This is a genomic window from Vibrio tasmaniensis (assembly GCF_024347635.1).
Taxonomy (GTDB): Bacteria; Pseudomonadota; Gammaproteobacteria; order Enterobacterales; family Vibrionaceae; genus Vibrio; species Vibrio tasmaniensis.
This window is the reverse complement of the sequence record NZ_AP025510.1, coordinates 2351594-2377672: the sequence shown is the minus strand read 5'-3', so window position 1 is coordinate 2377672 and position 26079 is coordinate 2351594. Positions and strand designations below refer to the sequence as shown.

Annotated in this window: 25 protein-coding genes; 14 read left to right on the top strand and 11 right to left on the bottom strand. The window is 43.0% G+C overall.

Going from position 1 to position 26079, the window contains the following annotated elements; all coding sequences use genetic code 11:
* Positions 1-7 precede the first annotated feature (7 nt).
* Positions 8-352, bottom strand: a complete 345-nt coding sequence (locus OCV44_RS10650) for a DUF2956 domain-containing protein (RefSeq protein ID WP_139685952.1) — start codon at positions 350-352, stop codon at positions 8-10.
* A gap of 109 nt (positions 353-461) precedes the next feature.
* On the opposite strand from OCV44_RS10650, the gene OCV44_RS10645 reads away from it, so the two are divergent.
* The 5 genes from OCV44_RS10645 (at position 462) to OCV44_RS10625 (ending at position 6730) form a co-directional block, all read left to right on the top strand.
* A complete protein-coding gene (locus tag OCV44_RS10645) occupies positions 462-923 on the top strand; it encodes a DUF2919 domain-containing protein (RefSeq protein ID WP_139685951.1) in 462 nt (153 codons plus the stop codon).
* A 65-nt stretch (positions 924-988) separates the two neighbouring features.
* Positions 989-1912 carry a Dyp-type peroxidase gene (locus tag OCV44_RS10640; protein WP_139685950.1) on the top strand — a complete coding sequence of 308 codons (924 nt, stop codon included), beginning with the start codon at positions 989-991 and terminating at the stop codon, positions 1910-1912.
* Positions 1913-2034: 122 nt separating this feature from the next.
* Positions 2035-3168: a flagellin gene (locus OCV44_RS10635; RefSeq protein ID WP_139685949.1), complete on the top strand. Its 1134-nt coding sequence runs from the start codon at positions 2035-2037 to the stop codon at positions 3166-3168.
* A 297-nt stretch (positions 3169-3465) separates the two neighbouring features.
* Positions 3466-4632: a flagellin gene (locus tag OCV44_RS10630; RefSeq protein ID WP_139685948.1), complete on the top strand. Its 1167-nt coding sequence runs from the start codon at positions 3466-3468 to the stop codon at positions 4630-4632.
* Positions 4633-5407: 775 nt separating this feature from the next.
* Positions 5408-6730: an IS4-like element ISVbsp1 family transposase gene (locus tag OCV44_RS10625; protein ID WP_261900919.1), complete on the top strand. Its 1323-nt coding sequence runs from the start codon at positions 5408-5410 to the stop codon at positions 6728-6730.
* Positions 6731-6793: 63 nt separating this feature from the next.
* On the opposite strand, the gene crr is transcribed toward OCV44_RS10625, so the two are convergent.
* From crr to cysZ, 5 genes are all read right to left on the bottom strand, one after another.
* Entirely contained in the window at positions 6794-7303 is a 510-nt protein-coding gene (gene crr, locus OCV44_RS10620; protein ID WP_009847364.1) for a PTS glucose transporter subunit IIA, read from the bottom strand.
* A 106-nt stretch (positions 7304-7409) separates the two neighbouring features.
* Complete coding sequence (gene ptsI, locus OCV44_RS10615; RefSeq protein ID WP_139685996.1) at positions 7410-9134, bottom strand: phosphoenolpyruvate-protein phosphotransferase PtsI; 1725 nt, start codon at positions 9132-9134, stop codon at positions 7410-7412.
* A gap of 153 nt (positions 9135-9287) precedes the next feature.
* Entirely contained in the window at positions 9288-9545 is a 258-nt protein-coding gene (locus OCV44_RS10610) for an HPr family phosphocarrier protein (protein WP_004734263.1), read from the bottom strand.
* Positions 9546-9848: 303 nt separating this feature from the next.
* On the bottom strand, positions 9849-10817 hold the full coding sequence (gene cysK / locus OCV44_RS10605; protein ID WP_012604562.1) for a cysteine synthase A: 969 nt from the start codon (positions 10815-10817) through the stop codon (positions 9849-9851).
* A 236-nt stretch (positions 10818-11053) separates the two neighbouring features.
* Positions 11054-11812, bottom strand: coding sequence for a sulfate transporter CysZ (gene cysZ / locus OCV44_RS10600; RefSeq protein WP_012604561.1), 759 nt, complete (start codon positions 11810-11812; stop codon positions 11054-11056).
* Positions 11813-12041: 229 nt separating this feature from the next.
* Here cysZ and zipA point away from each other — a divergent pair, with 229 nt between their 5' ends.
* The 5 genes from zipA to cueR all read left to right on the top strand — a co-directional run bounded on the left by zipA (position 12042) and on the right by cueR (position 18834).
* Positions 12042-13178, top strand: coding sequence for a cell division protein ZipA (gene zipA / locus OCV44_RS10595; RefSeq protein ID WP_139685995.1), 1137 nt, complete (start codon positions 12042-12044; stop codon positions 13176-13178).
* A 79-nt stretch (positions 13179-13257) separates the two neighbouring features.
* The gene (gene ligA / locus OCV44_RS10590; RefSeq protein ID WP_139685994.1) at positions 13258-15270 is read left to right on the top strand and encodes an NAD-dependent DNA ligase LigA; all 2013 of its coding nucleotides are present in this window, start codon (positions 13258-13260) and stop codon (positions 15268-15270) included.
* A 526-nt stretch (positions 15271-15796) separates the two neighbouring features.
* Positions 15797-16954 (top strand): porin, encoded by a 1158-nt coding sequence (locus OCV44_RS10585; RefSeq protein WP_139685993.1) that lies wholly within the window; start codon positions 15797-15799, stop codon positions 16952-16954.
* Between the two features lie 124 nt (positions 16955-17078).
* On the top strand, positions 17079-17900 hold the full coding sequence (locus tag OCV44_RS10580) for a DUF2057 domain-containing protein (protein ID WP_139685992.1): 822 nt from the start codon (positions 17079-17081) through the stop codon (positions 17898-17900).
* 538 nt (positions 17901-18438) lie between these two features.
* Positions 18439-18834, top strand: coding sequence for a Cu(I)-responsive transcriptional regulator (gene cueR, locus OCV44_RS10575; protein WP_139685991.1), 396 nt, complete (start codon positions 18439-18441; stop codon positions 18832-18834).
* A 37-nt stretch (positions 18835-18871) separates the two neighbouring features.
* Here cueR and OCV44_RS10570 read toward each other — a convergent pair whose 3' ends face one another.
* The 5 genes from OCV44_RS10570 to OCV44_RS10550 all read right to left on the bottom strand — a co-directional run bounded on the left by OCV44_RS10570 (position 18872) and on the right by OCV44_RS10550 (position 23495).
* Positions 18872-19327 carry an NfeD family protein gene (locus OCV44_RS10570; protein ID WP_139685990.1) on the bottom strand — a complete coding sequence of 152 codons (456 nt, stop codon included), beginning with the start codon at positions 19325-19327 and terminating at the stop codon, positions 18872-18874.
* Positions 19328-19330: 3 nt separating this feature from the next.
* Positions 19331-20260 carry an SPFH domain-containing protein gene (locus OCV44_RS10565; RefSeq protein ID WP_139685989.1) on the bottom strand — a complete coding sequence of 310 codons (930 nt, stop codon included), beginning with the start codon at positions 20258-20260 and terminating at the stop codon, positions 19331-19333.
* Positions 20261-20458: 198 nt separating this feature from the next.
* Positions 20459-21313, bottom strand: coding sequence for a co-chaperone YbbN (locus OCV44_RS10560; RefSeq protein WP_139685988.1), 855 nt, complete (start codon positions 21311-21313; stop codon positions 20459-20461).
* A gap of 396 nt (positions 21314-21709) precedes the next feature.
* Complete coding sequence (locus tag OCV44_RS10555; protein ID WP_139685987.1) at positions 21710-22537, bottom strand: SDR family oxidoreductase; 828 nt, start codon at positions 22535-22537, stop codon at positions 21710-21712.
* Between the two features lie 43 nt (positions 22538-22580).
* The gene (locus tag OCV44_RS10550) at positions 22581-23495 is read right to left on the bottom strand and encodes a TIGR01777 family oxidoreductase (RefSeq protein ID WP_139685986.1); all 915 of its coding nucleotides are present in this window, start codon (positions 23493-23495) and stop codon (positions 22581-22583) included.
* A 300-nt stretch (positions 23496-23795) separates the two neighbouring features.
* Here OCV44_RS10550 and OCV44_RS10545 point away from each other — a divergent pair, with 300 nt between their 5' ends.
* The 4 genes from OCV44_RS10545 to OCV44_RS10530 are packed head-to-tail and all read left to right on the top strand — an operon-like array spanning position 23796 to position 26065.
* Positions 23796-24530 (top strand): DUF1538 domain-containing protein, encoded by a 735-nt coding sequence (locus OCV44_RS10545; RefSeq protein WP_139685985.1) that lies wholly within the window; start codon positions 23796-23798, stop codon positions 24528-24530.
* Positions 24527-25321, top strand: a complete 795-nt coding sequence (locus tag OCV44_RS10540) for a DUF1538 domain-containing protein (protein WP_139685984.1) — start codon at positions 24527-24529, stop codon at positions 25319-25321. The genes OCV44_RS10545 and OCV44_RS10540 overlap by 4 nt, the downstream gene beginning before the upstream one ends.
* Positions 25311-25661 carry a P-II family nitrogen regulator gene (locus OCV44_RS10535; protein WP_004734245.1) on the top strand — a complete coding sequence of 117 codons (351 nt, stop codon included), beginning with the start codon at positions 25311-25313 and terminating at the stop codon, positions 25659-25661. The genes OCV44_RS10540 and OCV44_RS10535 overlap by 11 nt, the downstream gene beginning before the upstream one ends.
* Complete coding sequence (locus OCV44_RS10530; protein WP_086049847.1) at positions 25658-26065, top strand: CBS domain-containing protein; 408 nt, start codon at positions 25658-25660, stop codon at positions 26063-26065. The genes OCV44_RS10535 and OCV44_RS10530 overlap by 4 nt, the downstream gene beginning before the upstream one ends.
* Positions 26066-26079 lie beyond the last annotated feature (14 nt).

The window sequence follows — 26079 nt, the reverse complement described above, 5'->3', positions numbered from 1 at the left end:
TACCCTGCTATTTCATCAAATAAATCGCGAAACCAACCCAGCTTGCGATCAATAGTAACCACGGTAATTTACTGGCGTGATTTGATGTTGTTTCAATACTTGCGTCTACATTGTTCTCTTCGTCTAGATTCGCTTGTTGAGTCTGCTTCTCTTTCTGTACGCGTTTTCTTGCTTTATCGGCTTGGCGGCTGCGTTCTTTTTGCTGCTTTTTATAGAGTGCGATGCCTTTCTCGATACCTTGAGCAATTAATTTTGTTTGTTCTTTGGTTTGAGCTGGCTTTTGCGTCGCTTTGGCTATCTTCAGTGCTTCTTGTTGAGATTCAACAGATGGTGTATTAGTTTTCTTTTTCATACTGAGTTCGACAATTAAAACGGATTAACCAATAAGATAACGCAAACCTAGTTAAGTATGAATGATTTGCGTTAAAGTGTTGGTTTGAAAACAAGTGAAAGTGAGAGTTGTGCGGTACTCCATAGAACAATACGATAAACACGGCTTTTTGAAAGCCCCAATCTTATTATGGTTAGGTTGGCTATTTCTTGCGAAAGCTTTGGTCGTTTTCATTGTTGCGGGCGCAAGCCGAGAGTCGGGAACGGATATTCTTGAAACCATCTATCCAGACCACCAGATGTTTTATGTCGGAATTGCGTTGAGCATTCCTAGTTTGTTATTGATGTGGTTGTTTGGACTCAGAACGCCAGAGAGAAAGCGCCTTAACAAAGTCGTGTCATGGGGACGTTGGGTTACCATAATGGCTATCTTGGCACAGGGCTCCCACACAATTTATTTAATCTATTTGGATAACGGATGGTTCCGTTGGTCAAATGCTATCACTCTATTATTGCTCCTCTGGTTAGCGCTTTATTTAACCAATAGTCATGCCGCTAGGGATTGCTTTAAAGTGGTTGAGCTCGAAGACTGATTCTCATCAAAACATTTGTACCATTCACAATTATACTTAGAAGCTAAAACTGGAAGGAATAATCTATGCTTAATGTTTCAAATGAGCAGCCTAACGTTCAAAGTGCTATTTTGCCTGAAGCTGGGCCTTTCGCTCTTTACGTTCAACTTAAAGTGAACGCTAACGCTGCTAGCGTATTAGCGGAAATTCAAAAGCTTCCGACTCTAATCGACGAGCTTAATCAAACTCAACCAGATGCGAACTTAACGGCGTCGGTTGCATTCTCAAAGGCTTTTTGGGATAAGTTAGAGCAAGCTGCTCCCTCTGATCTAATTGATTTTCCTGCGCTTGGTGAAGGTGATATCACAGCACCGAGCACACTGTCTGATGTTCTGATTCACTGTCATTCAAACCGACATGACCTGCACTTCTTCATCCTACGCAAATTGCTAGCTGAAGTCGCAGCAGACGTTGAAGTGGTTGATGAAACTTACGGTTACCGCTTCTTAGATTCTCGTGACATGACCGATTTCGTGGATGGCACTGAAAACCCGAAAGACTCACAGCGCGCTGAAGTCGCGATTGTTCCTGAAGGTGAATTTGCTGGTGGTAGTTATGTGATGGTACAGCGTTTTGTGCACAACCTACCAGCTTGGAATCGATTGAACGTGTCAGCACAAGAGAAAGTGGTTGGTCGTACTAAACCTGATTCTATCGAGCTAGATGATGTGCCAGCGGCGTCTCACGTTGGCCGTGTGGATATCAAAGAAGAAGGCAAGGGCCTTAAAATTGTTCGTCACAGCTTACCTTACGGCACAGCAACAGGCGATCACGGCTTACTGTTCATTGCTTACTGTAATGTTCGCCATAACTTCGATGCGATGTTAGAGAGCATGTACGGCGCAACTGATGGTAAAACAGACCAACTGCTTCGCTTTACTAGAGCAGTGACAGGCGCTTACTACTTTGCGCCTTCGACTGATATGTTGAGTGCATTAACGATTAAGTAAATCGCCTCATCAGCAATAAAGAAAGGGAGCCTCGAGGCTCCCTTTCTTTATTAAAGCTCTATATGAATTGGTCGATACAAGAGTAATCGTGAGTTTTATTCATTTTTTGCAAGTGAAGGTCTATGGCTATAACAGTTAATACGAATGTCTCGGCGTTAGTGGCACAGAGGAATATCTCTAATGCTAATAACATGCTGAACCAATCTTTGGAGCGCTTAGCTTCAGGGAGTCGTATTAATAGTGCTAAAGATGACGCGGCTGGTTTACAAATTTCGAATCGATTAGAAACTCAGATGAGTGGTATTGATGTTGCCGTTCGAAATGCTAACGACGGTATTTCCATTATGCAGACTGCAGAAGGGGCGATGAACGAAACCACCAATATCATGCAACGCATGCGAGATCTGTCACTGCAAGCGACTAATGGTTCGAATAGCCAATCGGAAAGGGCAGCTATTCAAGAAGAAGTCACCGCCTTAAATGATGAGTTGAATCGAATTGCTGAAACTACTTCATTTGGCGGTAAAAAACTCCTTAACGGTAGTTTTGGTAGTTCGTCATTTCAAATTGGTGGCAGTTCAGGTGAGGCTGTGCAGATCGGCTTAAAAAGCATGCGTACTGACGACATCAACATGGGTGGTTTTAGCTATGTTGCCAACGGCATGGCAAATGACACGTGGGAAGTGAAGCCCGATCAGAATGATATGACAATGTCGTTTACTGACCGTTTTGGTCAGCCACAAGAGATCACGATTAACGCGAAAACGGGCGATGATATCGAAGAGTTGGCGACTTACATTAATGGTCAAACGGATCTCGTGTCCGCTTCTGTGAATGATGAGGGGCAGCTTCAGATCTACATGTCTGGCGAAGATACTGCAGGCACGATTTCTTTCTCAGGCTCTTTAGCTGATGAGTTGTCGATGTCAGCGGGCTCTTACGAGTCAGTCGATGATATTAATGTCACTGATGTTGGTGGAGCACAGCGCGCCGTGTCTATTTTGGATACAGCGATGAAGTATGTTGATAGTCACCGTTCTGAACTCGGGGCGATGCAAAACCGCTTTGATCATGCGATTAATAACCTTGAAAATGTTCATGAGAACTTGGGGGCATCAAACAGTCGAATCAAAGATACAGACTACGCCAAAGAAACCACTCAAATGCTCAAACAACAAATACTGCAGCAAGTCAGTACCACTATTTTAGCTCAAGCTAAGCAAGCGCCGAACTTAGCTTTAACGCTGCTAGGCTAATAAATTAGGTTAATTCTTATAAAGGTATTCTCGGTTAACTAAAGTCCTTTGGTTAATTAAAATACAATATTTCCCCCGGCTGACTTTTCGACAACTTTAGCCTTTTTCTCATCTTTTTTTGATAATTTCACTGCCAGTCACGCTTTCTTATCCTTTCTCGCTATTTCTTTAATTTTGTTGCTTTTTTTCTAAAGGTTTCAGCATTCACGCCGTTATTAAAAGTAACTTAGAGATAACTACTTGGTTTTCCGAGACGTCGGAAGCCGCTATACCGGAAAATCAATTGGAGAAATCACCATGGCAGTGAATGTAAATACCAACGTATCAGCAATGACAGCACAACGTTACCTAAACAGTGCAAACAGCGCTCAACAAACATCAATGGAACGCCTATCTTCAGGTTCTAAAATCAACAGCGCAAAAGATGACGCTGCTGGCCTACAAATCTCGAACCGTTTGAATGTTCAGAGCCGCGGTCTTGATGTTGCTGTACGTAACGCGAACGATGGTATCTCTATCGCTCAAACGGCAGAAGGTGCGATGAATGAAACATCAAACATTCTACAACGTATGCGTGACTTGTCTCTGCAATCAACAAACGGTTCAAATACCAAATCTGATCGTGTAGCAATTCAAGAAGAAGTAACGGCGCTTAACGATGAACTAAATCGTATCGCTGAAACTACATCTTTTGGTGGTAACAAACTGCTTAACGGTACTCATGGTACTAAATCATTCCAAATTGGTGCGGATAATGGTGAGGCAGTAATGCTTCAACTGAAAGATATGCGTTCTGATAACGACCAAATGGGCGGCAACAGCTACCAATTTACAGAAGCTAAAGGTAAAGATTGGGGTGTAGCAGCTGGTGCTAATGACTTAACCATGTCATTAAAAGACAGCTTCGGTGACCAACGAGAAATCAACATCTCTGCTAAAGCAGGCGACGATATCGAAGAGCTAGCGACTTACATTAACGGTCAACAAGACTTAGTAAAAGCGTCAATCGATGAAGAAGGTAAACTTCAAATCTTCGCTGGTAACAACAAAGTTGAAGGGGAAATTGCATTTTCTGGTGCTTTATCAGATGAACTAGGCATGACAGCAGGTGCGAAACCTGAGGACCCAAAAACGCTAGAGGCTAAGCAAGTAACGGTTGATACTATCGACGTAACGTCTGTTGGTGGTGCTCAAGAATCTGTAGCTGTTATCGATGCGGCACTGAAATATGTAGATAGCCACCGTTCTGAGCTTGGTGCTTTCCAAAACCGTTTCGACCACGCAATTAACAACTTAGATAACATCAACGAAAACGTTAATGCATCTAAGAGCCGTATCAAAGATACCGATTTCGCGAAAGAAACGACGAATATGACTAAGTCTCAAATTCTTTCTCAAGCTTCAAGCTCGATTCTTGCTCAAGCGAAGCAAGCTCCGAACTCGGCACTTAGCCTACTAGGTTAATCGGTTGAAAGGCCACGTTGACCAAAGCGTCAATGTTAGGCTTCCACAAATTAGCTCGTGGTGAGAGATGAGCGCTAAATAAACCCAGCTTCGGCTGGGTTTTTTATTGCCTAGTATCTATCGAAAGGTGTGTTGGGATAAATAGTAGTGTTGGTGGTTCGGGTAAAACCAGATTCCCTATCACGCTCGTGCCTCGCTGTAGGGAATGACGGGATCGGGAAATGATACTTCCATCATCTATTGCATTGAAGCAGCCTTTCGTCATTCCAGAATCGAGCAGAGCGAGGTATCAGAAATCTGCTTTTGGTCGAGGCTTGATTCGGATTAGACGTCAGGCTCTTGTTGTGGTCGAAAGATAATAAACGAGATAGCGCTAACTGCCTTTCATATAGGTGAATAATCAGGAATAAGTAATGCGGTCAACATTCGTCATCTCAAAATCGAGCTGAGCGAGATATCAGAGATCTGTTGTCTACCTGAAGTCATACCGCATGATCTAACATGCAGGTTCAGCGCCTAGGAAGGCGTTTAACTTGGCTTAATAACAAAGTAGGGCGGTTATTGGTAATTAAGGATTGGTATTGCTGTGGCTTATTGAGGGGCTGTTTACAATGAGGTGAAGAGCGGCAGTCAGAACCGTCGGTTAAGGAACTCGAACAAATATAGCAGGCACAAAAAACGCCACCCTTAGGTATAATGCCGATCGTTTAAGAAGACTTGAACGATCTTGCAGTTAGCAGATAATCCCCATCAACAACGTTGATGGGGATTTTTTATGCTTGAACAAGAATTAGCAATGGCACACGAGACCATTGAAGATGCCGACAATTATGAATCTGTCGTCGACGCCATTCAGATTGAGTGGATAGAACAAGCTCTTCTTGAAACCAATAAAGCGAGCATAAGACGACGCCGACTTCCCGCTCAGCAAGCTGTCTGGTTAGTTATTTGGATGGGGCTGCAACGCAACATGTCTATCAAAGAGGTATGCAGTTCATTAGACATTGCACTTCAGCCTAAACCTGAAGATAGCTGGTCTCGTGTTGCACCCAGTGTCCTAACTGATTCACGCCGACGTCTAGATGAGAGTCCGTTAGCGGCTCTGTTTCACACAACGGTAAAGGCTTGGAACGGAGATATCCTTCAACAAGACAAAGACTTAGAGCTTAATGTTCTTGCTGTCGATGGAACAACATTTCGGTGTCAGGATTCCCCAGAGAACGCTGAACAATTTGGGTTCATCTCCAAAAAATTGAAACCTTACCCTCAACTTCGTTTAGTCGCTTTGATGTCAACAGAAACTCGAATGATTATGGGGGCGGCTTTTGATGGTTGTCATGTCGGTGAAACGACCTTAGCTAAGCGCCTATTCAATGACATCCCCGCACACTCATTGACCTTATTTGATCGTTGTTATTTCTCGGCAGACCTTTTGCTGTCCTGGCAAGAGAGTGCGGAAAATGCGCACTGGTTAATGCCTGCAAAACGTAAACTACGCTATGAAGTGTTGGAGAAATATGCGGAGAACGACATGCTTATCTCAATGCCTATCTCTCCTCAAGCTCAACGGCAGAATCCGAATTTACCCGCACGTTGGGAAGCCAGATTAGTCCTATATCAAGAGCCAAAAGGTGAGATAAAAGGTTTTATTACTTCACTTACAGACCCTAGTAAATACTCGCTAGAAAGCCTGCTGCGTATTTATTGGCAACGCTGGGAGATAGAAGAAGGTTATGGTGAAATTAAACAGACTCAACTGCAAAGTCACGTCACTTTACGAAGTCGTTTTTCTGCCGGTGTGAAGCAAGAGCTTTGGGGCGTATTACTTGCCTATAACTTAGTGCGATTAGAGATGGTTAAGATAGCTTCAGAAGCCGGGGTTCGAGCGACTAGGGTCAGTTTTACCGCCGCAATTAACCTTATTGATGCGCAATTACGTTGGTTAGCTTTAAGTCCAGACGGAACTCTACCTGTAAAACTGAAAAGGATGAGAGAAAGTTTGAGTCACTTCATTCTTCCAGATAAAAGAAAGGACCGAACGTTTCCACGTTCAGTCCTCTTTGTCCCAGCCAAATATCCGTTCAGATTCAAGCAGTAATGCTTATCCGAACGGCATTAACCCTTAGGTAGCGTTTTAATTAAAGTAGATAAGTAATCGGGATTACTTAGTTACTTTAAGAACTGGAGTTTCGCCAACAGTTACAGAACCAGAAAGCTTGTTCAGCTCCTTGATTTCGTCCATGTTAGAGATAACAACTGGAGTAAGCGTAGATTTCGCTTTCTCTTCTAGAAGCGCTAGGTCGAAAGTGATGATAGTGTCACCAGCTTTAACAGATTGACCTTCTTCAGCTACACGAGTGAAGCCTTCGCCTTTAAGTTCAACAGTATCGATACCGAAGTGAACGAAAAGCTCAATACCGTCGTCAGACTCGATAGAGAATGCGTGGTTAGTTTCGAAGATCTTACCGATAGTACCGTTAACTGGAGCTACCATTTTATCGCCAGCTGGTTTGATAGCGATGCCATCACCAACGATTTTTTCAGCGAAAACTACATCTGGCACGTCTTCGATATTTACGATTTCACCAGAAAGAGGTGCGATGATTTCGATTGCACCAGCATCAGCGCTGTCATCAGATACAAGCTTTTTCAGTTTGTCAAACAGACCCATTGTGTCATGCTCCTAACGTTTAGTTTTATTCTGTAGAATATACTATACCAATCTAACAAATTAGACGACTATTTTTAGCCGTCTAACTTCATTAAGCTCTTGGTGATTACTGAGTTTTCTCAGCGATGAACTTTTCTACACAAGCTTCAATTTCTGCAGCTGTAGGTAGAGATAGTGCTTCGTCAGCCATAGCTTTAACTTCAGCGAAGTTAGAGTTACGGATTACTTTCTTAACTTTAGGGATAGAGATACCGCTCATAGAGAACTCATCTAGACCCATACCAAGAAGAAGTAGAGTTGCACGCTCATCACCTGCTAGTTCGCCACACATACCTGTCCATTTACCTTCTTTGTGAGAAGCATCGATTACTTGCTTGATAACAAGAAGAACCGCTGGAGATAGTGGGTTGTATAGGTGAGAAATCATTTCGTTACCACGGTCTACCGCAAGAGTATATTGCGTTAGGTCGTTAGTACCGATAGAGAAGAAAGATACTTCTTTCGCTAGGTGGTGTGCGATTGCAGCAGCTGCTGGAGTCTCAACCATTACGCCGATTTCGATTTCTTCATCGAAAGCTAGGCCTTCAGCGCGAAGTTCAACTTTGTACTCTTCGATTGCTTTTTTCAGTTCACGGATCTCTTCAATAGAAATGATCATTGGGAACATGATACGTAGCTTACCGTGTGCAGATGCACGAAGAATGCCGCGTAGTTGGTCACGTAGAATTTCACGACGATCCAAGCTGATACGTACTGCACGCCAGCCTAGGAATGGGTTCATTTCTTCTGGAAGATCCATGTATGGAAGATCTTTATCGCCACCGATATCCATAGTACGGATAATCACTGACTCGCCTTCCATTGCTTCCGCTACTTCTTTGTAAGCAACGTATTGCTCTTCTTCAGTAGGAAGTGCTGTACGGTCCATGAATAGGAATTCAGTACGGTACAGACCAACACCTTCACCGCCGTTACGCAGGATACCGTCACAGTCTTTTACTGTACCGATGTTGCCACAAACTTCTACACGGTGACCGTCTAGAGTTTCAGCATGTAAATCTTTTAGTTTTGCTAGTTCAACTGCTTCTGCTTCGAAATCAGATTTGATTTTCTTAGCTTCTGCTAATTCAGCGTCAGAAGGGTTGATGATGATCTTGTTGTTCATCGCGTCTAGCACAAGCATGTCGCCGTTCTTAACTTGCTTAGTAATATCGTTAGTACCAACGATAGCTGGAAGCTCAAGTGAACGTGCCATGATTGAAGTATGAGATGTACGACCGCCGATGTCACAAGCAAAACCAAGAACGTAGTCTAGGTTGATTTGTGCCGTTTCAGATGGCGTTAAATCGTAAGCAACTAGGATAACTTCTTCATTGATATCTGCTAGAGATACAATGTTGATGCCTAGTGCATTTTTAACGAAGCGAGTACCGATATCACGGATATCAGTCGCACGTTCTTTTAGGTACTCATCATCAAGCGACTCAAGTGCAACAGCTTGCTCTTCGATCACTGTGTAGATCGCGTTGTCTGCGTGCATTTTGTCTTTCTTGATGAGTGCTAAAATCTCTTCTTCTAGCTCTTCATCTTCAAGCAGCATGATGTGGCCTTCAAAGATTGCTTCTTTTTCTTCGCCAAAAGTTTCAAGTGCTTTTTGCTTTACAACTTCAAGTTGTTGAGAAGATTTGCTACGAGCGTCAAAAAAACGCTGAACTTCTGCTTCAACTTGATCGTCTGAGATAGATTGAGTGTTTAGGACAATTTCATCTTCTTGAAGTAGTAGTGCTTTACCGAAAGCAATACCAGGAGATGCTAGGATGCCTGAAATCATAGCCTTACCTTAGTTGTTCAACTGTAAACGGGAGAATGTGTGACTTTAAGTCGTCGACTAATGTCGCGCTTATTGCTATCTATTTCGAGTTGCTATCTATTTCGAACAAAGCCACTTTGCTGTGCAAAATGGCTTTGAAAGAAGGAGACCGTATTAGTGTAGTTGATCCATAAGAGCAACTAGGTGGTCTACAGCTTGCTGAGCTTGAGGGCCTTCAGCTGAAATAGTAACGTTAGTACCTTTTACTAGGCCTAAAGTTTGTAGTTTGAACAGGCTTTTCGCGCTAGCGCTTTTGCCGTTAGAAGTCACTGTGATGTCAGCGTCGAAAGATTTTGCTTCTTTAACAAACTGTGCAGCTGGACGAGTGTGAAGACCGTTTTCTGCTGTGATTTCTACTTGCTTCTCGTACATTTTATATACCCCAATTAATTTATTTTTTGTAAGTTTGTAACCAGATTTAGCTTAACTGCTTTAGCTCAAATGCGCTAGAGGCTAGTACGCCATGTTCGTGTTAGAACTTAGACTGGTTATAAATTTTTATCCAGCCATGGTCGTCTTTTGTTGAGTACTCATGACTTTCAGAATTTGTTTATTGCTTCTTTTATTTTGAAGCGAAAAATAAAACAGACCCGATATTACCAAAGGTGAGGCAGGGATCAACAAAAAAGCCCCTAAATGGGGCTTTTTTGGACGAAAAATTGATTTGACCACATATTATTGTTGGTTCTCTTTTTCCGTAAAGATACCAGCAAATAGGGCCGTACTAAGGTAACGCTCGCCCGAGCTTGGTAGTACAGTAACGATGGTTTTCCCTGCAAATTCAGGCAGTTCCGAAATTCTGTTTGCTGCTACTACTGCTGCACCAGATGAGATGCCCGCTAGGATACCTTCTTCTTTCATTAGGCGTTGAGCCATCTCAATAGCTTCTTCAGAAGTTACTGACTCTACACGGTCAATAATGTCTAAATCTAGGTTGCCAGGAATGAAACCTGCGCCAATACCTTGGATTTTGTGTGGTGCTGGTTTGATTTCTTCACCTGCAAGTGCCTGTGCAATCACTGGAGATTCTGCTGGTTCAACAGCTACAGAAGTGATGGCTTTGCCTTTTTCACCTTTAATGTAACGACTTGTTCCAGTGATAGTGCCACCTGTACCTACACCGGCTACAAACACATCGATCTCACCATCCGTTGCTTCCCAAATTTCAGGGCCAGTTGTCTGTTCGTGAATTTGTGGGTTCGCTGGGTTATTGAATTGCTGTAGTAGTAGGTATTTGTCTGGGTCTGAAGCAACAATCTCTTCAGCTTTAGCAATCGCGCCGTTCATACCTTTTGGTGCTTCAGTTAGCACTAGGTTTGCGCCAAGAGCTTTAAGCAGCTTACGACGTTCTAGGCTCATTGATTCAGGCATTGTTAGTGTTAGCTTGTAACCGCGCGCTGCTGCTACGAATGCAAGAGCAACACCTGTATTACCACTGGTAGGCTCAACAAGCTCAATACCTGGCTTAAGCGTACCTGCTTTTTCTGCTTCCCAGATCATGTTTGAACCGATACGACACTTAACGCTGAAGCTTGGGTTACGAGCTTCGATCTTAGCTAGGACGTTACCTTTGCTTACTTTGTTTAGGCGGACTAGAGGTGTGTTACCAATCGTTAGGGTGTTGTCTTCGTAGATCTTGCTCATGCGATATTCCTTCATTTAATGACAGAACTAAACGTAGTATATCTACCAATTTACCGTCTAGTGTCTTTCGATGTTTGTTTAGCTTGAATTTAGATTAAACAAGTTGAAAAAAAGGTAAAAGGATTAAAAAGTTATATCATATAGAGATGTCGCAGGATTCACGCCTATTTTTATTGAAATCAGAACTTCAAAAAGATAGGCGTTGTTAGAGCTGGCTGTAGAACTATAGGCGATAGCTATAGACGAGAGCGTAGGGCTTGGTCTTTAAACTCTGCAACCCACATTGCAGTGGCGCCGCAGACGGCAACTGGCATCACAATCAGGTTTAAAACTGGAATGGTAGTAAACACGGAAACAAGTGCGCCGAAGCTGTAGCTCTTACCTTGCTTTTGTTTCAAATTATTTCTCATGTCATCGAACTTGATTTTATGGTTGTCGAATGGGTAGTCAGCGTACTGAATAGCTAACATCCATGCAGTGAAAATGAACCATAAAAACGGTGCAACAGTTTGTCCTAGCGCTGGAATTAACAAAAGTAGGAACAAACCGATCGCTTTTGGCAGGATATAGACAAGCTTGCGCCATTCTCTTGCTAAAATACGAGGAGTGTCTTTAAGCACATCCAGTAAACCATCATCATTGACTTTTTTACCACTCAGCAGTTCTTCGACTTTTTCCGCGAGTAATCCGTTGAAAGGTGCGGCAATAAAGTTAGCGAGTGTACTGAAGAAATACGAAAACGTGGCCAAAACGGTTAACACAAGTAGTGGCCATAGGATATATGACAACCACGACAAGAAACTTGGCAATGCACCAATCCAGCCTTCAATCCAAGTGTTTAAGTTGGAGAAAATATAAAATAAAGCACCGCCCACAAGTAACACGTTAGCGATAAGAGGAAGCAGTACAAACTTACGGATACTCGGCGATAAGGCAATTTTTATTCCGAAAATAAAATAGCCAAAGCCAGAGCGAGGAACAGATTCAATAGTCATATTTAAATTGGGTCACATGTGAATTTGGTTAAATAGCAAACATCTCTAGTGTACTCGACCGAAATTAAGAAAAAAAGCGTGGTGAAAATCACACCAAGTAATGAACTAATTGTATTAAGTGGTTCTAAAACAGTGGCTACTTTTGATAGAGTAGTGAGATTAGCCAAATTAACCTAACTTAGTGACAGCGTGTTTATAGCTAGTTGACTAAGAAAGCTGAGAGCGAAAAATGCAGGAATTGCGATTTGTACTCATTATTGTTGGCGCATTAGCTATCGCCGCATTATTGTTCCATGGTCTATGGACGAGTAAGAAAGAAGGGAAAGCAAAGTTTGGAGATAAGCCGCTTGGTAAGCTTGATAACGACAGCTTAGATGAAGCTGAAACGATCCCAAACCGTTCATTCGCTCCTGAGGATGATTTTGAGATAATCCGAAAAGAGCGTAAAGAACCGGATTTTGCTGTCTCACCGTCTGCAACTGATCCGCTGATTGACTCAGATCCATTGTCAGCGCCACAGCAAAAAGAAGCTCACGAAGACGAAATAGAATTGAATGATCTTCCTTCTTTCAGTGTTGAAGACCCGATCGAAGTTAAAGGTGAGCTTGAACAGGTTGAGGAAGAGAAGGTTGTTGAACCTGAAGTTCCGAACTTTGAATTGACTGACGAGCAAAAACAAAATCACGCAGGCTTTAAAGAGCAGTACGGTTCGTTTGAAGAAGCCTCTGATGCGGTTGCTGACCCACTACTTTCTAGCGAAGACTTAACGCCAAGCGAACCATTTATTGGGAAAGAAGTGGTTGCTGCACAAAGTGTTACTTCGGTTGAAGAAACTAAGTTAGATAAAGATGTTAACTTAGCTGGGGAAGCTCAGTTGGGTGACGAAGTTAATTTAGCTGACGAAAGTAAGTTAGATGAAAAAGCTCATTCAAATGAAGATCTTGGCCTTGAAGTCATTGTTCTAAATGTTCACTGTGCCGGGGAGATCCCATTTGTGGGTACTGAACTTTTCCGTAGCATGGAGAACAACGGCTTAGCTTATGGTGAAATGTCTATTTACCACTGCTTTGCACAAGCGAGCGATGAGCCAAAAGTTATTTTCAGCGTAGCAAATATGATGCAGCCAGGAACACTAGAACATGACGATCCTGCTGACTTTACCACCAAAGGTATTTCGTTCTTTATGACGCTGCCTTGTTATGGTCAAGCTGATCAAAACTTCAATGTGATGCTGAGTGCTGCACAGAAAATTGCCGACGATATGGGCGGAAACGTATTGGATGAGTCACGTAACTTAATGACGCCAAACCGTTTGTCTGACTACCGCAAGCAAATCCGAGACTTTATGACGGCAGCTAACGCCTAGCCTTGTAAATAATCTATATTTATAGAAAAGGGCTCCTAAGGGAGCCCTTTTTGATATTTCAATCACGACAGAGAATGATATGAAAGAATCGATTCAAGTTACCTTAGAGCAGTTAAGAGAAACTCTGCACTATCATGCCGTTCGTTATTACGTAGAAGATAGCCCTGAGATCCCTGATGTCGAGTACGATCGATTAATGCAACAGCTGCTAAAGATCGAGGAAGAGAATCCAGAACTTGTGACGGTGGACTCTCCGAGCCAACGTGTCGGTGGTCAGCCTCTAGATGGCTTCACTCAAGTGACCCATGAGATCCCGATGCTTTCTTTAGATAATGCTTTCTCTGATGAAGATTTGGATGCGTTTAATAAGCGTATGTCTGATAGAGCGCCAATGGCCAATCTTAAGACATTCTGTTGTGAGCCGAAACTTGACGGCTTAGCCGTGAGTTTACTTTATGTGAATGGCACTTTAGTTCAGGCGGCAACTCGTGGTGATGGTGCTACTGGCGAAAACATTACAGAAAATGTACGTACGATTAGCTCGATTCCACTTAAGCTACAAGGCGAAGGTTGGCCAGAACGCATTGAGGTTCGTGGCGAAGTGTTTATGCCAAAAGCTGGATTCGACAAACTGAATGAGATGGCATTGAAGAAGGGCGACAAAGTCTTTGTTAACCCACGTAATGCCGCAGCAGGTAGCTTACGTCAGCTTGATTCACGCATTACAGCAAAACGTCCGCTGGCTTTCTATGCCTACAGTGTTGGTGTTGTGCAAGGGGCTGAGCTTTCAACTAGTCACTACCAACGTTTTATACAGCTTAAAGGCTGGGGCTTGCCTATGTGCCCTGAGACTAAACAGCTGAGCTCGCTTGAAGATGTAAAAGCGTATTACCAAGATATCATGACTCGTCGTGACGCCTTGGCTTATGAGATCGATGGTGTGGTGATTAAAATCGACGATATCGCGGCACAAGAAGTTCTGGGCTTTGTCGCAAGAGCACCTCGTTGGGCTATTGCTTATAAGTTCCCAGCTCAAGAAGAGATTACCCTACTTAACGATGTAGAGTTCCAGGTGGGTCGTACTGGCGCTATTACGCCGGTGGCTAAGTTAGAACCTGTCTTTGTTGGCGGTGTGACGGTAAGTAATGCCACGCTGCACAATGCCGACGAGATTGCTCGTTTAGGTGTGAAGGTTGGTGATAGCGTTATCATCCGCCGAGCTGGTGACGTCATTCCACAAATTGTGGCTGTCGTGCAAGATCGCCGTCCTGAGACGGCACAAGAGATTGTATTCCCTAGTGCTTGCCCTGTATGTAATTCTTCCGTTGAGCGTGTAGAGGGTGAAGCGGTAGCGCGTTGTACTGGCGGTTTAGTGTGCCAAGCACAGCGTAAAGAAGCGCTTAAGCACTTTGTGTCTAGAAAGGCGCTGGATGTCGATGGCCTTGGTGTAAAGGTGATAGAACAGCTTGTCGATCGCGAAATGGTAGAAACTCCAGCCGATCTATTTAAGTTAAGTCCAGGTGTGATTACGGTTCTTGATCGAATGGGACCTAAATCGGCACAAAATGTAGTGAGTGCGCTTAACAAAGCGAAAGACACGACATTGGCGCGTTTCCTTTATTCTTTAGGTATTCGAGAAGTAGGTGAAGCGACGGCGATGAACTTAGCTCAGCACTTTAAAACGCTAGAGTTGGTTCAAGCTGCAACTCATGAACAGCTAGTTGAAGTGTCAGATATTGGTGACATCGTAGCAAGTCACCTCACAAGTTTCTTCTCACAAGAGAAAAACAGAGCAGTAGTCGACCAACTCATCGATCTTGGCGTTAACTGGCCTACAATTGAAGCTGTTGCGGATGATCAAGAACTACCGTTAGAAGGAAAGGTGGTTGTGCTGACGGGCTCACTCTCTAAATTAGGCCGCAGTGAAGCGAAAGCTGCTTTGCAGGCTTTAGGTGCAAAAGTAACCGGTAGCGTGTCTAAGAAAACGGATATCTTATTCGCTGGTGAAGCGGCAGGTTCTAAACTGACCAAAGCACAAGATTTAGGTATCGAAATAAGAACAGAAGAAGATCTCATAGCTCTGATCTCGTAAGTAAATCAAGGTAAAAAAAGCTCAAAGGCACTCCTTTAAAAGGAGTGCCTTTTTTGTTTCTGATATAAAAATGATGACTTTTTAATTGTTGATAAATTTGTTCCTATACGAACTATGAAATCAGGACAGTGATGGTGCTCAACATTAATGAAATGTTGTTCTGGTTGTTTATTAAATGCGAGTGATATCAATTTATAAGAGGTTGTGCTGAGGTTAACTTGTTGTTTTTTAATGGTTTGGTCGTTTGTTATCTCAAGTTTTTCAATTAGTAGATCTGGATCACTAAGTACATGATAAATTTGCACCAACTCATATTTTTTTAGATGGAAATTAAGTTCTCATTGATCTTTTTGAGGGCGAAGTTAGTCTTAATGCCATGGATGCACACGATGTGTATAACCAGAAAGGAAATCGAGAATTCGGTGTTTCAGGGTTCTCAAACAAGAAAAGGTATTTCTCTCTACGGCGGCCAACTTTAGGCGGGAAATATTCAAACAGCTATATCCATTTTTAGGAGTTTTATTCCATGGAAAACAAAATTTTCAAACGTACTTTACTTGGTGCTGCAGTTGCGATGATTTCAACAGGAGCATTCGCATCTGAATCTTCTCAAGTTGGTGTTATCTCAGATTTCAATGTTCAGGCTTATGGTGTAGCAGCAATTTCTGTTGTTAACTATGATTCAGAAAAAACCAAAAACGGCGTAAAAACTGACACAGGTACGGGTTACGATTACGAGAATGAATCTCGAATTGGTTTCCGTGCAAGTAAAGACATGTTCGAGAACGTGAACGTATTCATGCAGATCGAATCTGGCTACGTTGGTGAAAACGGTGACGGTGCGACACTAGGTAACCGTGATACGTTCTTAGGCCTGCAAGGTGACTGGGGTAAAGTACGTTTTGGTCGTATGTTGACGCCAATGTATGAAGTAATTGATTGGCCTTATGCTAACCCAGGTTTGGGCGCAGTATGGGACTGGGGCGGCGATGTTAAATATAACCGTGACCGTCATGGTGATATGGCTCGATACGATTCTGCTGACTTGAATGGTTTCACATTCAACCTAGCAACAGGTCGTGGTGACTCAAGCGTTAAAGATAACTACTTCTACGGCGCGGCTGCTCACTACCGTTTAGCTGATACAGTTACATTCCACGCTGCTGTTGAATCTGAATCAGATCGTCAACTTAAAGCTGGTACGGATGCAAAAGCTGCTGGTACATGTTTAGTAAGTTCTGGGTGTGGTACAGGTATTGACTTTGGTGATGCGACTGCAGCGGTTGCTGCAACTTCAGCTGAAATGGCTGATACATTCGGTTACCTAATCGGTTTTGAAGCATCACTTCCTGCAGGCTTCGGTATTTCTGCAGCTTACAAAGCGGGTGAGTCAGATGTTCAAGGCGGCGCTAAGTCTGAACAGGCTTCATACTCTGTAATTGGTCAGTACTGGAACGGCCCTTGGGGCTTCAAACTAGGTTACGCGGCTAACCTAGAGTCTGAAACTGCTGGTGTTAAAAACAATGATGAAGATAGCGTGATCTCAGGTCAGCTAATGTACGTTCATAACGGCTTTGTTCCTTACATCCGTATTGCACAGCGTGATATTAAAGCTGACGATAAAGGTTCTATCGCTAACACAGATACGTTCGTTACACGTATTGGTCTAGAGTACGGCTTCTAATTGAAACCATGCTTTAAGTAAAGAGATGCGCTGACTTGTTAGTCGGCGCATATTCATTTCTGGTCCAGCCTAAGAAAGAAAAGGCATCGAATAATATTATGGGGAAACCCTCGAGGTAGTTAATATGAAAAAAATAGTTTTAGCATCGATTCCTTTATTCTTAATTGGATGTACAACATTAGATTCTAATAGTGATTTTACAGATTCCGTTAAAAGAATAGAGAGTAAGCAAAATTACCAAATCGTCGTTGGTGAGTCGTTGTCTCCTGATGTGCTTGAAGTTAGACAAGGTCAGCTAGTTAACTCGTCTTTAGAGCTAAATTACGTTACCCCAAACAGTACTGTAACGGTACCTGATTCATACATAACGATGGAGCTTCAGTACTTTAAAAATTACAACGAGTATCGCTCTGTCTTAGTTCAAGGTTCTGAAGGTAAAGTGCCATTAAAACCTTATGCGGCTTCAGCTGAAACATGCAGCGATATATGTACTCAAACGCAGTATGTGAAATTTCCTGTATCTAATGAAATCTTCAACGAAGCACCTTTTAAAGATCTAATTTTTGATGTCCAAGTTTCAAATGCGAACAGCATTTCGTTTTCTATTCCTGCTGGCTACATCGAAGCAATCGTAAATACGGGTGATAAAAACGCAACAGCTAAATCTGTTATGGCAGCACCTGTAGCCGCAGCCGCACCTGTAGTTGCAGTTCCCGCGCTTCAGCAAGAGTCGGTAAGCCAAGCTCAAGAGATGTCAAAATATTGGTTTGAACAAATTCCAACGGAACAAAGAGACTCTGTTATTAACTGGTCTGTAGCAAATCGAAATGGTGTTGTTGATTCTTTAGGTGATAATGTCAAAGAGATTGAAATGTTCGAATATTGGTTTAACAAAGCTTCCAAAGAAGAACGTAAAACGATAATCAAACAATTAATCGAGTTTTAAAGGAAAGGAGCCTAGGCTCCTTTTTTGTTAGTGTAGAACCTTACCATTACTATGCTTGCATATAACGATAGGCATATATTCTACAACACTACTTCCTAAGTCACATTTTATGATCGGTCCAGATGCAGTGCTTCCTACATTTTGGGCGGATACTGAGAAGCTTAAAACTAAGCTAAAAATTAACGCTAGATAACATTTCATAATGACACCTCACTAAAAATCTCTTCAAACAAGAGATATTCATTAGTATGTGAGGTATTTCTCAAAAATCAAAAAAATCAAAAAATTTACTATGAAAAATAACGAATGCCTATTTTGCTATTTCAATCAGTAACTTGTTGATAGTTGGTGTTTGGGTTTGTTGGAAAATCTAAGCTACTCTCATCATTTGATGTAAAATAGCCATAAACAGCAGACTTTATTTTCGAACATTATATTGCTTCAATGTTTTTGTTTCGGTAGTTAGCATTCCTAGATGTTTGAATAATAGTCTTAGGTTTCTAAATAGTTTTTAAGCGATATTTACTTGAGTAATATTATGAACATAAGCGAAGTTGCAAGCCTCACGCAGTTATCACCTAAGTCTATTCGTTTGTATGAAGACAAAGGGGTGATATCTGCACCGTTACGTTCTGAAAATGGTTATCGGTCTTATGGTGAGAAGCAGATCAAGGAGCTCGGAATCGTAGCGAAAGCGAGAAGCGCTGGTTTTTCGCTTGATGAGTGTCGTGCACTTGTTGAATTAGCCGACAACCCATGTCGCGAAAGTGCCGATGTTAAAGCAAAAGCGCTAAGTAAATTGGAAGAAGTGAATAAAAAAATTGAAGACTTATTAGTTATTCAGAAGACATTGAAGAAGTGGGTTGAACAATGCCCGGGTGACTCAAATAGCCATTGCCCAATTATCGATTCACTTGTAGACAAAAAGCCATAAGTTGGTTACTTATGGCTTTGAGGGAAGGTTTGCTTGATTATTGTTTAGTCGGGCTTATCGTTAGGATAATGCCATCGACAGCCGTTATCTCAACTTCCTCTCCCGCATCAATATCATGTGTACTGATCGCAGACCATGAGCTATCCCCTAGCTTTATCCTGCAGTTACCTTTTTGTACCGGCTCTAAGAGACGAGTCTTTCGTCCAATCAGTTGTTTTTCTCGCTGATTAAGATCTCGAGTAGAGTCAGACTGCTTGTCACTAGATAGCTGCCTTCTCCACCATAACCAAGTGGTGATAAGAGAGAAGCTAGCAAAGGACAACCATTGCATCTGCCAACCGATCGGTAGTACGCCTAATAGCGCACCGACGAGCATGGCAGATATGCCTATCCATAAAAAGTAACCAGCGGTTCCAATCAGCTCAAGTGCTAGCAGCGCTAGACCAAACGCTAACCAATGCCAGTGGTTTACTTGTTCTAGTAATTCGACCATAAGTTAGTCCTTACTACCCTTATCATTCTTATGTGCAAACATCTCTGCGATACCTGCAACAGAACCCATTAGGCCAGTTGCTTCGAGTGGTAGCATGATGATCTTGCCGTTTTCAGCTTGGCCAATCGACTTCAGTGCGTCGGTGTAACCTTGTGCAATAAAGTAATTCACCGCTTGCATGTCACCTTGTGCGATGGCTGTTGATACCATCTCAGTTGCTTTCGCTTCTGCTTCTGCTGCTCGCTCACGGGCTTCGGCTTGCAGAATTGCAGCTTGCTTTTGGCCTTCTGCTTTTAAGATTTCTGATTGCTTATGACCTTCAGCTTTCAGGATCTCAGCTTGTCTTACCCCTTCAGCTTCTAGAATATCTGCACGCTTGTTACGTTCGGCTTTCATCTGAGCATTCATTGCTGCGGTTAGATCCGCTGGAGGCTGTACGTCTTTAATCTCGATACGAGTAACTTTTACACCCCAAGGATTTGTGGCCTCATCAACGATATTCAATAATTTGGTGTTAATCATGTCACGCTGACTAAGCATTTCATCCAACTCCATAGACCCAAGTACGGTACGAATATTGGTGAGGGTTAAATTACGAATTGCATGTTCAAGGTCATTTACCTCATAAGCCGCTTTAGGCGCGTCGATAACTTGAACAAAACACACCGCATCAATAACCACATTTGCATTATCTTTGGAGATAACTTCTTGGGCGGGGATGTCTAGTACACGCTCCATCATACTGATGCGTTGTCCGATTTTATCGATAAATGGAATGATTAGATTCAAACCTGGTTGGAGGGTTTGTGTATAACGGCCGAAGCGTTCTACGGTCCAGTTATTGCCTTGTGGAACCGTTTTTACTCCGGCGAAAATAAACAGTAGTGCGACGACAGTAAAGACGCCGATAGTAATCAATGTATCAATAGCCATACAAAATCCTTTGTAAGTTTAAGTTTTTGATAGTTCAGTATTGATACTGGCTCATATTTAAATTCTGAGCAAATTTATAAACGAGAAATGGGCCATAAAATATTGATTTTATGGCCCATTTTATATTCTTTGATTCGATAAACTCATTGATTGAATTATCAATTTTTGGTGTTTTATCTAACGATTTTTAAGTTTTTACTAATAAAGTAGAGAGTACAACTGTCGACGGTACTTACTGGCAACAGGGTTACCTTGTCCAAGCGCACTTAAGATGTCCATGAACTCTTTTTTCATGTCGCCATCAAGTGTATTGAGATCTTTGGCTAAGAAAGACCACAACAGATCCATTGCTTCTTCACTGCGGTTCACTTGGTGATATTGCAATGCTAATTCAGATGCTGTCTTCGCGTCACTTGGGTCTTGCTGAAGAGCGGTTTCTAATGCTTGTATTTCAGGGCTATCCGCTGCTTGTTTGTGAAGTTCAAGTTTCGCGACTAAGCCTTTGTAGTAGTTGTCTTGGTATTCAAGAGGGATCGTTTTTAACTGTTCTTCTGCAAGATCAAATTGTTGCGTTTCTAATAAACACTCTGCGATCGCCAGTTTTACTTCACCTTTGCTCGTGAGCTCTACTGGAAGTTGCTGCATTGCAGCTAAGGCTTGGGTGTGATCGCCGGCCTGCATTTGTTCAAGCGCTTGACGCAATGCGAGCTCATCTTGACTTGGAAGGTGTTTGCTTAGCATCTCTACAATCGCTTCTAAGCTTTGAGGGCCGCCTAGGCCGTCGACAGGTTGACCGTTAACAAACAATGCAATAGTCGGCAATGCTTGAACTCCAAACTGGCTAGCAATAGCTTGTTCTTGCTCGCAATTTAACAGAGCTAACGTGAAGGCGCCGTTGTATTGCTGAGTTAATGTTTGGAGTTCTGGAATGACTTGGGCGCTCTCTTGGCTCATTGGTGCCCAAAAATGGATGAGTACAGGGGTCTGCATCGAACCTTCTAATACTTGACGAAAGTTCTGCTCATTAAGTTCAACAATATGCGGAGATTGCATTTACGTTCCTTGAGGTTTGTTTTGTGGATACGTTGCAAATATGGGGTGATAAGTCGGTAACTTCAAGATCTAACTCGGTTATCTCAGATAAAAAGCGCCAAAAATAGAAAAACGCCATGCTTCGATGTTGATAGAGTTGTTATCTCAACACGGAAGACACAGCGTTCTCATTGAGGTGGTCTGTGAGGTATTACTTAAGATATTCAAAACAGAATAAACAACGTAATAGCCAAACTCACACCTACCCAATTAAGGCGGTTTAAAGTCATGAAATATCCAGATTAAATTCATCAATTGGAAATAATTGATGAGATAGGATAATCATGACATCTTATTGTTACGGAAAAATTACATCGTTACATTAAAGTTTGCGACTCTGCATTCAAAGTTAGTAATTTATGCCGCTTTTCTCAAAATAGGGTCTAGCCAGCGACTCGGTAGAATCCTTTTCAATACCGCGAACACTTTAGTTGGGGTAGTCACACGGTATCTTAGCTTGGGTTTGTCGGCTGTGAGAGCATGGAATACAGGCTCAATACAACTTTCTGGAGGCAGAACAAAAGCGTTATTAGATGATTCTTTTTCGAGTCGATCTTTTTGTTGTTGATAAGCATCTTGGTGAGCGCTGCCAGTAATGGTGATCCATTTATTGAAGGCTTTCAGGGCATTATTTCTAAATTGGGTTTCTATTGGGCCTGGCTGCAATAACGAGATATGTATACCACTGCCATGCAACTCTAAACGTAAGGTATCCGTCCACCCTTCGAGCGCGAACTTTGAGGCGTTATAAGCGCCACGATATTTCATGGCCGCAAATCCTAAGACAGAGCTGTTTTGTACGATTCGGCCTTCACCGCGTTCGCGCATGTGCGGAAGGATCTGACAAACAAGGTGGTGCCAACCAAAGAAGTTGGTTTCGAATTGCTCTCTGAGCCCTTGAGTCGGTAAGTCTTCCAACGCACCCGCCTGACCGTAAGCACCGTTGTTAAACAGTCCATATAACCCGTTAGGTGAGAGTTCAATCGCAAGCTTGGCACCATTCTCGATGCTTTCTTGGTTGGAAAGATCTAATTGAATACTGGTGAGCCCTTCATTTTGAAGGCGTTGAACATCTTGTGGATCACGGCAAGATGCAATGACATGAAAGCCGCGCTTTTGAAGTGCATGAGCACATGTATAGCCAATACCCGTTGAGCAACCAGTAATTAGAATCGACTTGTTCACGCTTAATCCTTTAATAGAGTTTCTATCGCTCTAGGGTAAAGAATTAGTCTTGATGTTGTAACAAATTTTTTAGTGCCGGCTCGATTCTTGAGTAACTAAAGTTGAAGCCCATCTCTGTGAGTTTCTTCGGCTTGCAGCGAATGCTGTCAAATAGCAAACAAGATGATTCACCCATCAGAAGAGACATTGCCCATTTCGGCGTGAATAAGAAATGCGGTCGGCCTAATTGTTTAGCTAACGTGCTGCTGAATAGTTTGTTGGTGACAGGATGCGGAGCACACATGTTGAATTCCCCTTGAGCGTGAGGAATAGACAACAAGTGGTTGATGGCTCTCACCATATCTAGCATGTGAATCCAAGGCATGTATTGCTTGCCTGAACCTAGCGGTCCACCAACTCCTAGTTTGTACGGCATCAGCATCTTTTTGAGCGCACCCCCATTTTCGCCGAGTACAATCCCTGTTCGTAGTAGTATCACTCGTGTATTGCTGGATTGTGCTCTCTTGGCTATCTCTTCCCAATGAGCGCAAACTTTGTGAGGAAAGCTTTCATCTTCTACTTGTAGTGATTCGTCAAACGGGTGTTGCTGTTGATCGCCATAATAACCGACGGCTGAACCGCTAATAAAAGCTTTTGGCGGGTTGCTACTAGCATGAACTAACTCGACCAGTTTTTCGGTGATGTGCCAACGGCTATTACATATCCTTTCCTTTTGCTCTGCGCTCCAGCGCTTGTCGGCAATCGGCTCGCCTGCAAGGTTAACCACAACATCGAAATCATTGAGGTCGCTGAGTTCATCAAGAGATAAAATGTAATGAAGGTTGTTTTGGTTGAGGTGATTTAGGTTTTGCTTTGCTTTTTCGGGGCTCCGCGTCAGCAATGTTACGTCGTCAGTGTTCCAACTCTTGACCAATTCAGAGCCAATAAATCCCGTACCACCTGTTAACAATATCTTCATACCAATCTCCCTGTTAAACATAATTATAGACATGGCTTGTTTTTAATCGCCAATCAATACGAAATAATCACTATAACGATCAGTTGGTTTCAATCGTGTGATACCTAACTAACGGCGTATCAATTTACGAAAGAATGAAATTAAATTCACCGGGCTCGTATGTATACCTCTATCACACTTATGCATTTTACTCCGATATGTTACCAACTGCGTAATATTTGTCACATAAGGAAAGATAAGGATTTGCCATGATTATTAGTAATTCATAATCAGACACAATTTCGACGACTAGGAGTTGCGATGACGGCAGTGCTTGCTTTGTTTCGAGCCATGTTAGGCAGCCTAAGAGATTTATTGCCGATCGTGGCGGTGATCGCTTTCTTCCAGCTTGCTGTTCTGCAAGAGCCACTCCCTCATCTTTTGTCTATTCTCACTGGCTTAGTGCTGGTGGTTTTTGGACTGACTTTTTTTATCTTTGGCCTTGAAATGGGTCTGTTCCCAATTGGCGAATCGATGGCTCAAGCATTCGCCCGCAAGGGGAGTGTGTTCTGGTTACTAACCTTTGCCTTTTGTTTGGGGTTTGGCACCACTATCGCGGAACCTGCTTTGACAGCCGTCGCTGCTGAAGCGGCAGAAGTAGCGGCTGAGGGCGGTGTTATTCCTAACTCGTTAGAGGAGATGGAGCACTACGCGAATGGCCTGCGTTTCACGGTGGCACTGTCGGTCGGCATCGCTATTTTACTTGGTGTGCTTCGGATCTTAAAAGGTTGGCCAATTCAGTACATGATCATCGGTGGTTATATTGGAGTTGTGGTGCTCACTGCATTTGCCCCTGAAAACATCATTGGGATTGCGTACGACTCTGGCGGCGTCACAACATCGACCATTACCGTTCCGTTAGTGACCGCATTGGGCGTAGGTTTAGCCTCTGCGATTAAAGGACGAAATCCTATGATTGATGGCTTTGGATTGATCGCCTTTGCTTCACTGCTGCCGATGATGTTTGTCATGGTCTACGGAATGGTGGTGACATGATCAGTGCTCAGCAATTTCTCAATACTTTTTTAGGCACTGTGATGGATGTGATTCCGATTGCGGTGATCATCTTTGGTTTTCAATTAGCAGTGCTGCGTAAGCCAGTGAATAACCTAGCCAAAGTGTTAGTAGGTTTCTTTTACGTCATTCTTGGCTTATCGCTCTTTTTGATGGGGTTGGAGCTCGCGTTGTTTCCTTTGGGGGAGACAATGGCAATGCAATTGACCGAGCCAAGCTTTCTGACTGAATTTAAGATCAGTTCAGGCCTTACCTTAGTTTGGTTTGATTATTACTGGGTTTACCTTTTCGCGTTTTGTATTGGTTTCAGTACCACGATAGCCGAGCCCTCTTTGATTGCGGTAGCGATCAAGGCCAATCAAGTCTCTGGTGGCAGTATCAGCGTTAATGGACTGAGGATCTCCGTGGCATTAGGCGTAGCGATTGGTATATCACTAGGGAGTTATCGCATCGTGGCTGGCGACCCTATTCATTACTACATCATTTTTGGCTATGTCATTGTGGTGATTCAAACCTTCTATGCACCCAAATTGATTATTCCATTAGCTTACGATTCCGGCGGTGTGACGACCTCAACGGTAACGGTTCCTTTAGTGACGGCACTTGGGTTGGGGCTTGCGTCAACGGTGCCTGGAAGAAACCCGGTGATCGATGGCTTTGGGTTGATTGCTTTCGCGAGCTTATTTCCAATTATATCCGTGATGGGGTATGCCCAAATAACGCAGTGGCTAAACCGATCACAATCCTCTAAGGAGAGCAAAGATGCGCTTTAAATTGATCTTAGCGTTTGTAGAAGAGAGCAAGACCGATATCGTGCTCGATGCCGCGCGTGACGCCGGCGCAACAGGGGCAACCGTGATTAACAACGCCAGAGGGCAGGGTTTAAACCAAAAACGCACCTTCTTTGGTTTAACGTTAGAGGTGCAAAAAGACGTGCTGCTGTTTGTCGTCGAGGAGCATCTAGCAAGGCATATTCTCGAAAGAATTAGTGAAGTGGGGGAGTTCGACCAAGAGTCAGGGCAAGGGATAGCAGTGCAAATCGATGTCGAAGATGCTGTAGGCGTTGCGCATCAAGTCGAGACGTTAACAAAGGTTGTGGAGGACGAGCTATGAGTACCAGTGAAAAGATCCGAGTGGCCGATGTAATGGCCAATACGTATGTGATTATCGATGGGCTAACCACGGTGTTGGAAGCGATAGAGATGGCGAAAAAGCACAAAGTAAAAGCCATCATTGTTGATAAACGCCACGAGGATGATGAGTATGGCATCGTGCTGATGAATGACATAGCCAAAAAAGTATTAGCTAAAAATCGTTCTCCCAAGCGAACCAACGTTTATGAGATTATGACTAAACCGGCTTTGAGTGTATCTGCTGATATGAACGTAAAGTATTGTGCTCGCTTGTTTGAACGTTTTGGTATCAGCCGGGCTCCTGTGGTCAGTGACCACAAAATAGTCGGTATGGTTAGTTACAATAATATCGTGATCAACGGTATGGCGAGAGATGACGTGTAGCCGTTAGATACGTA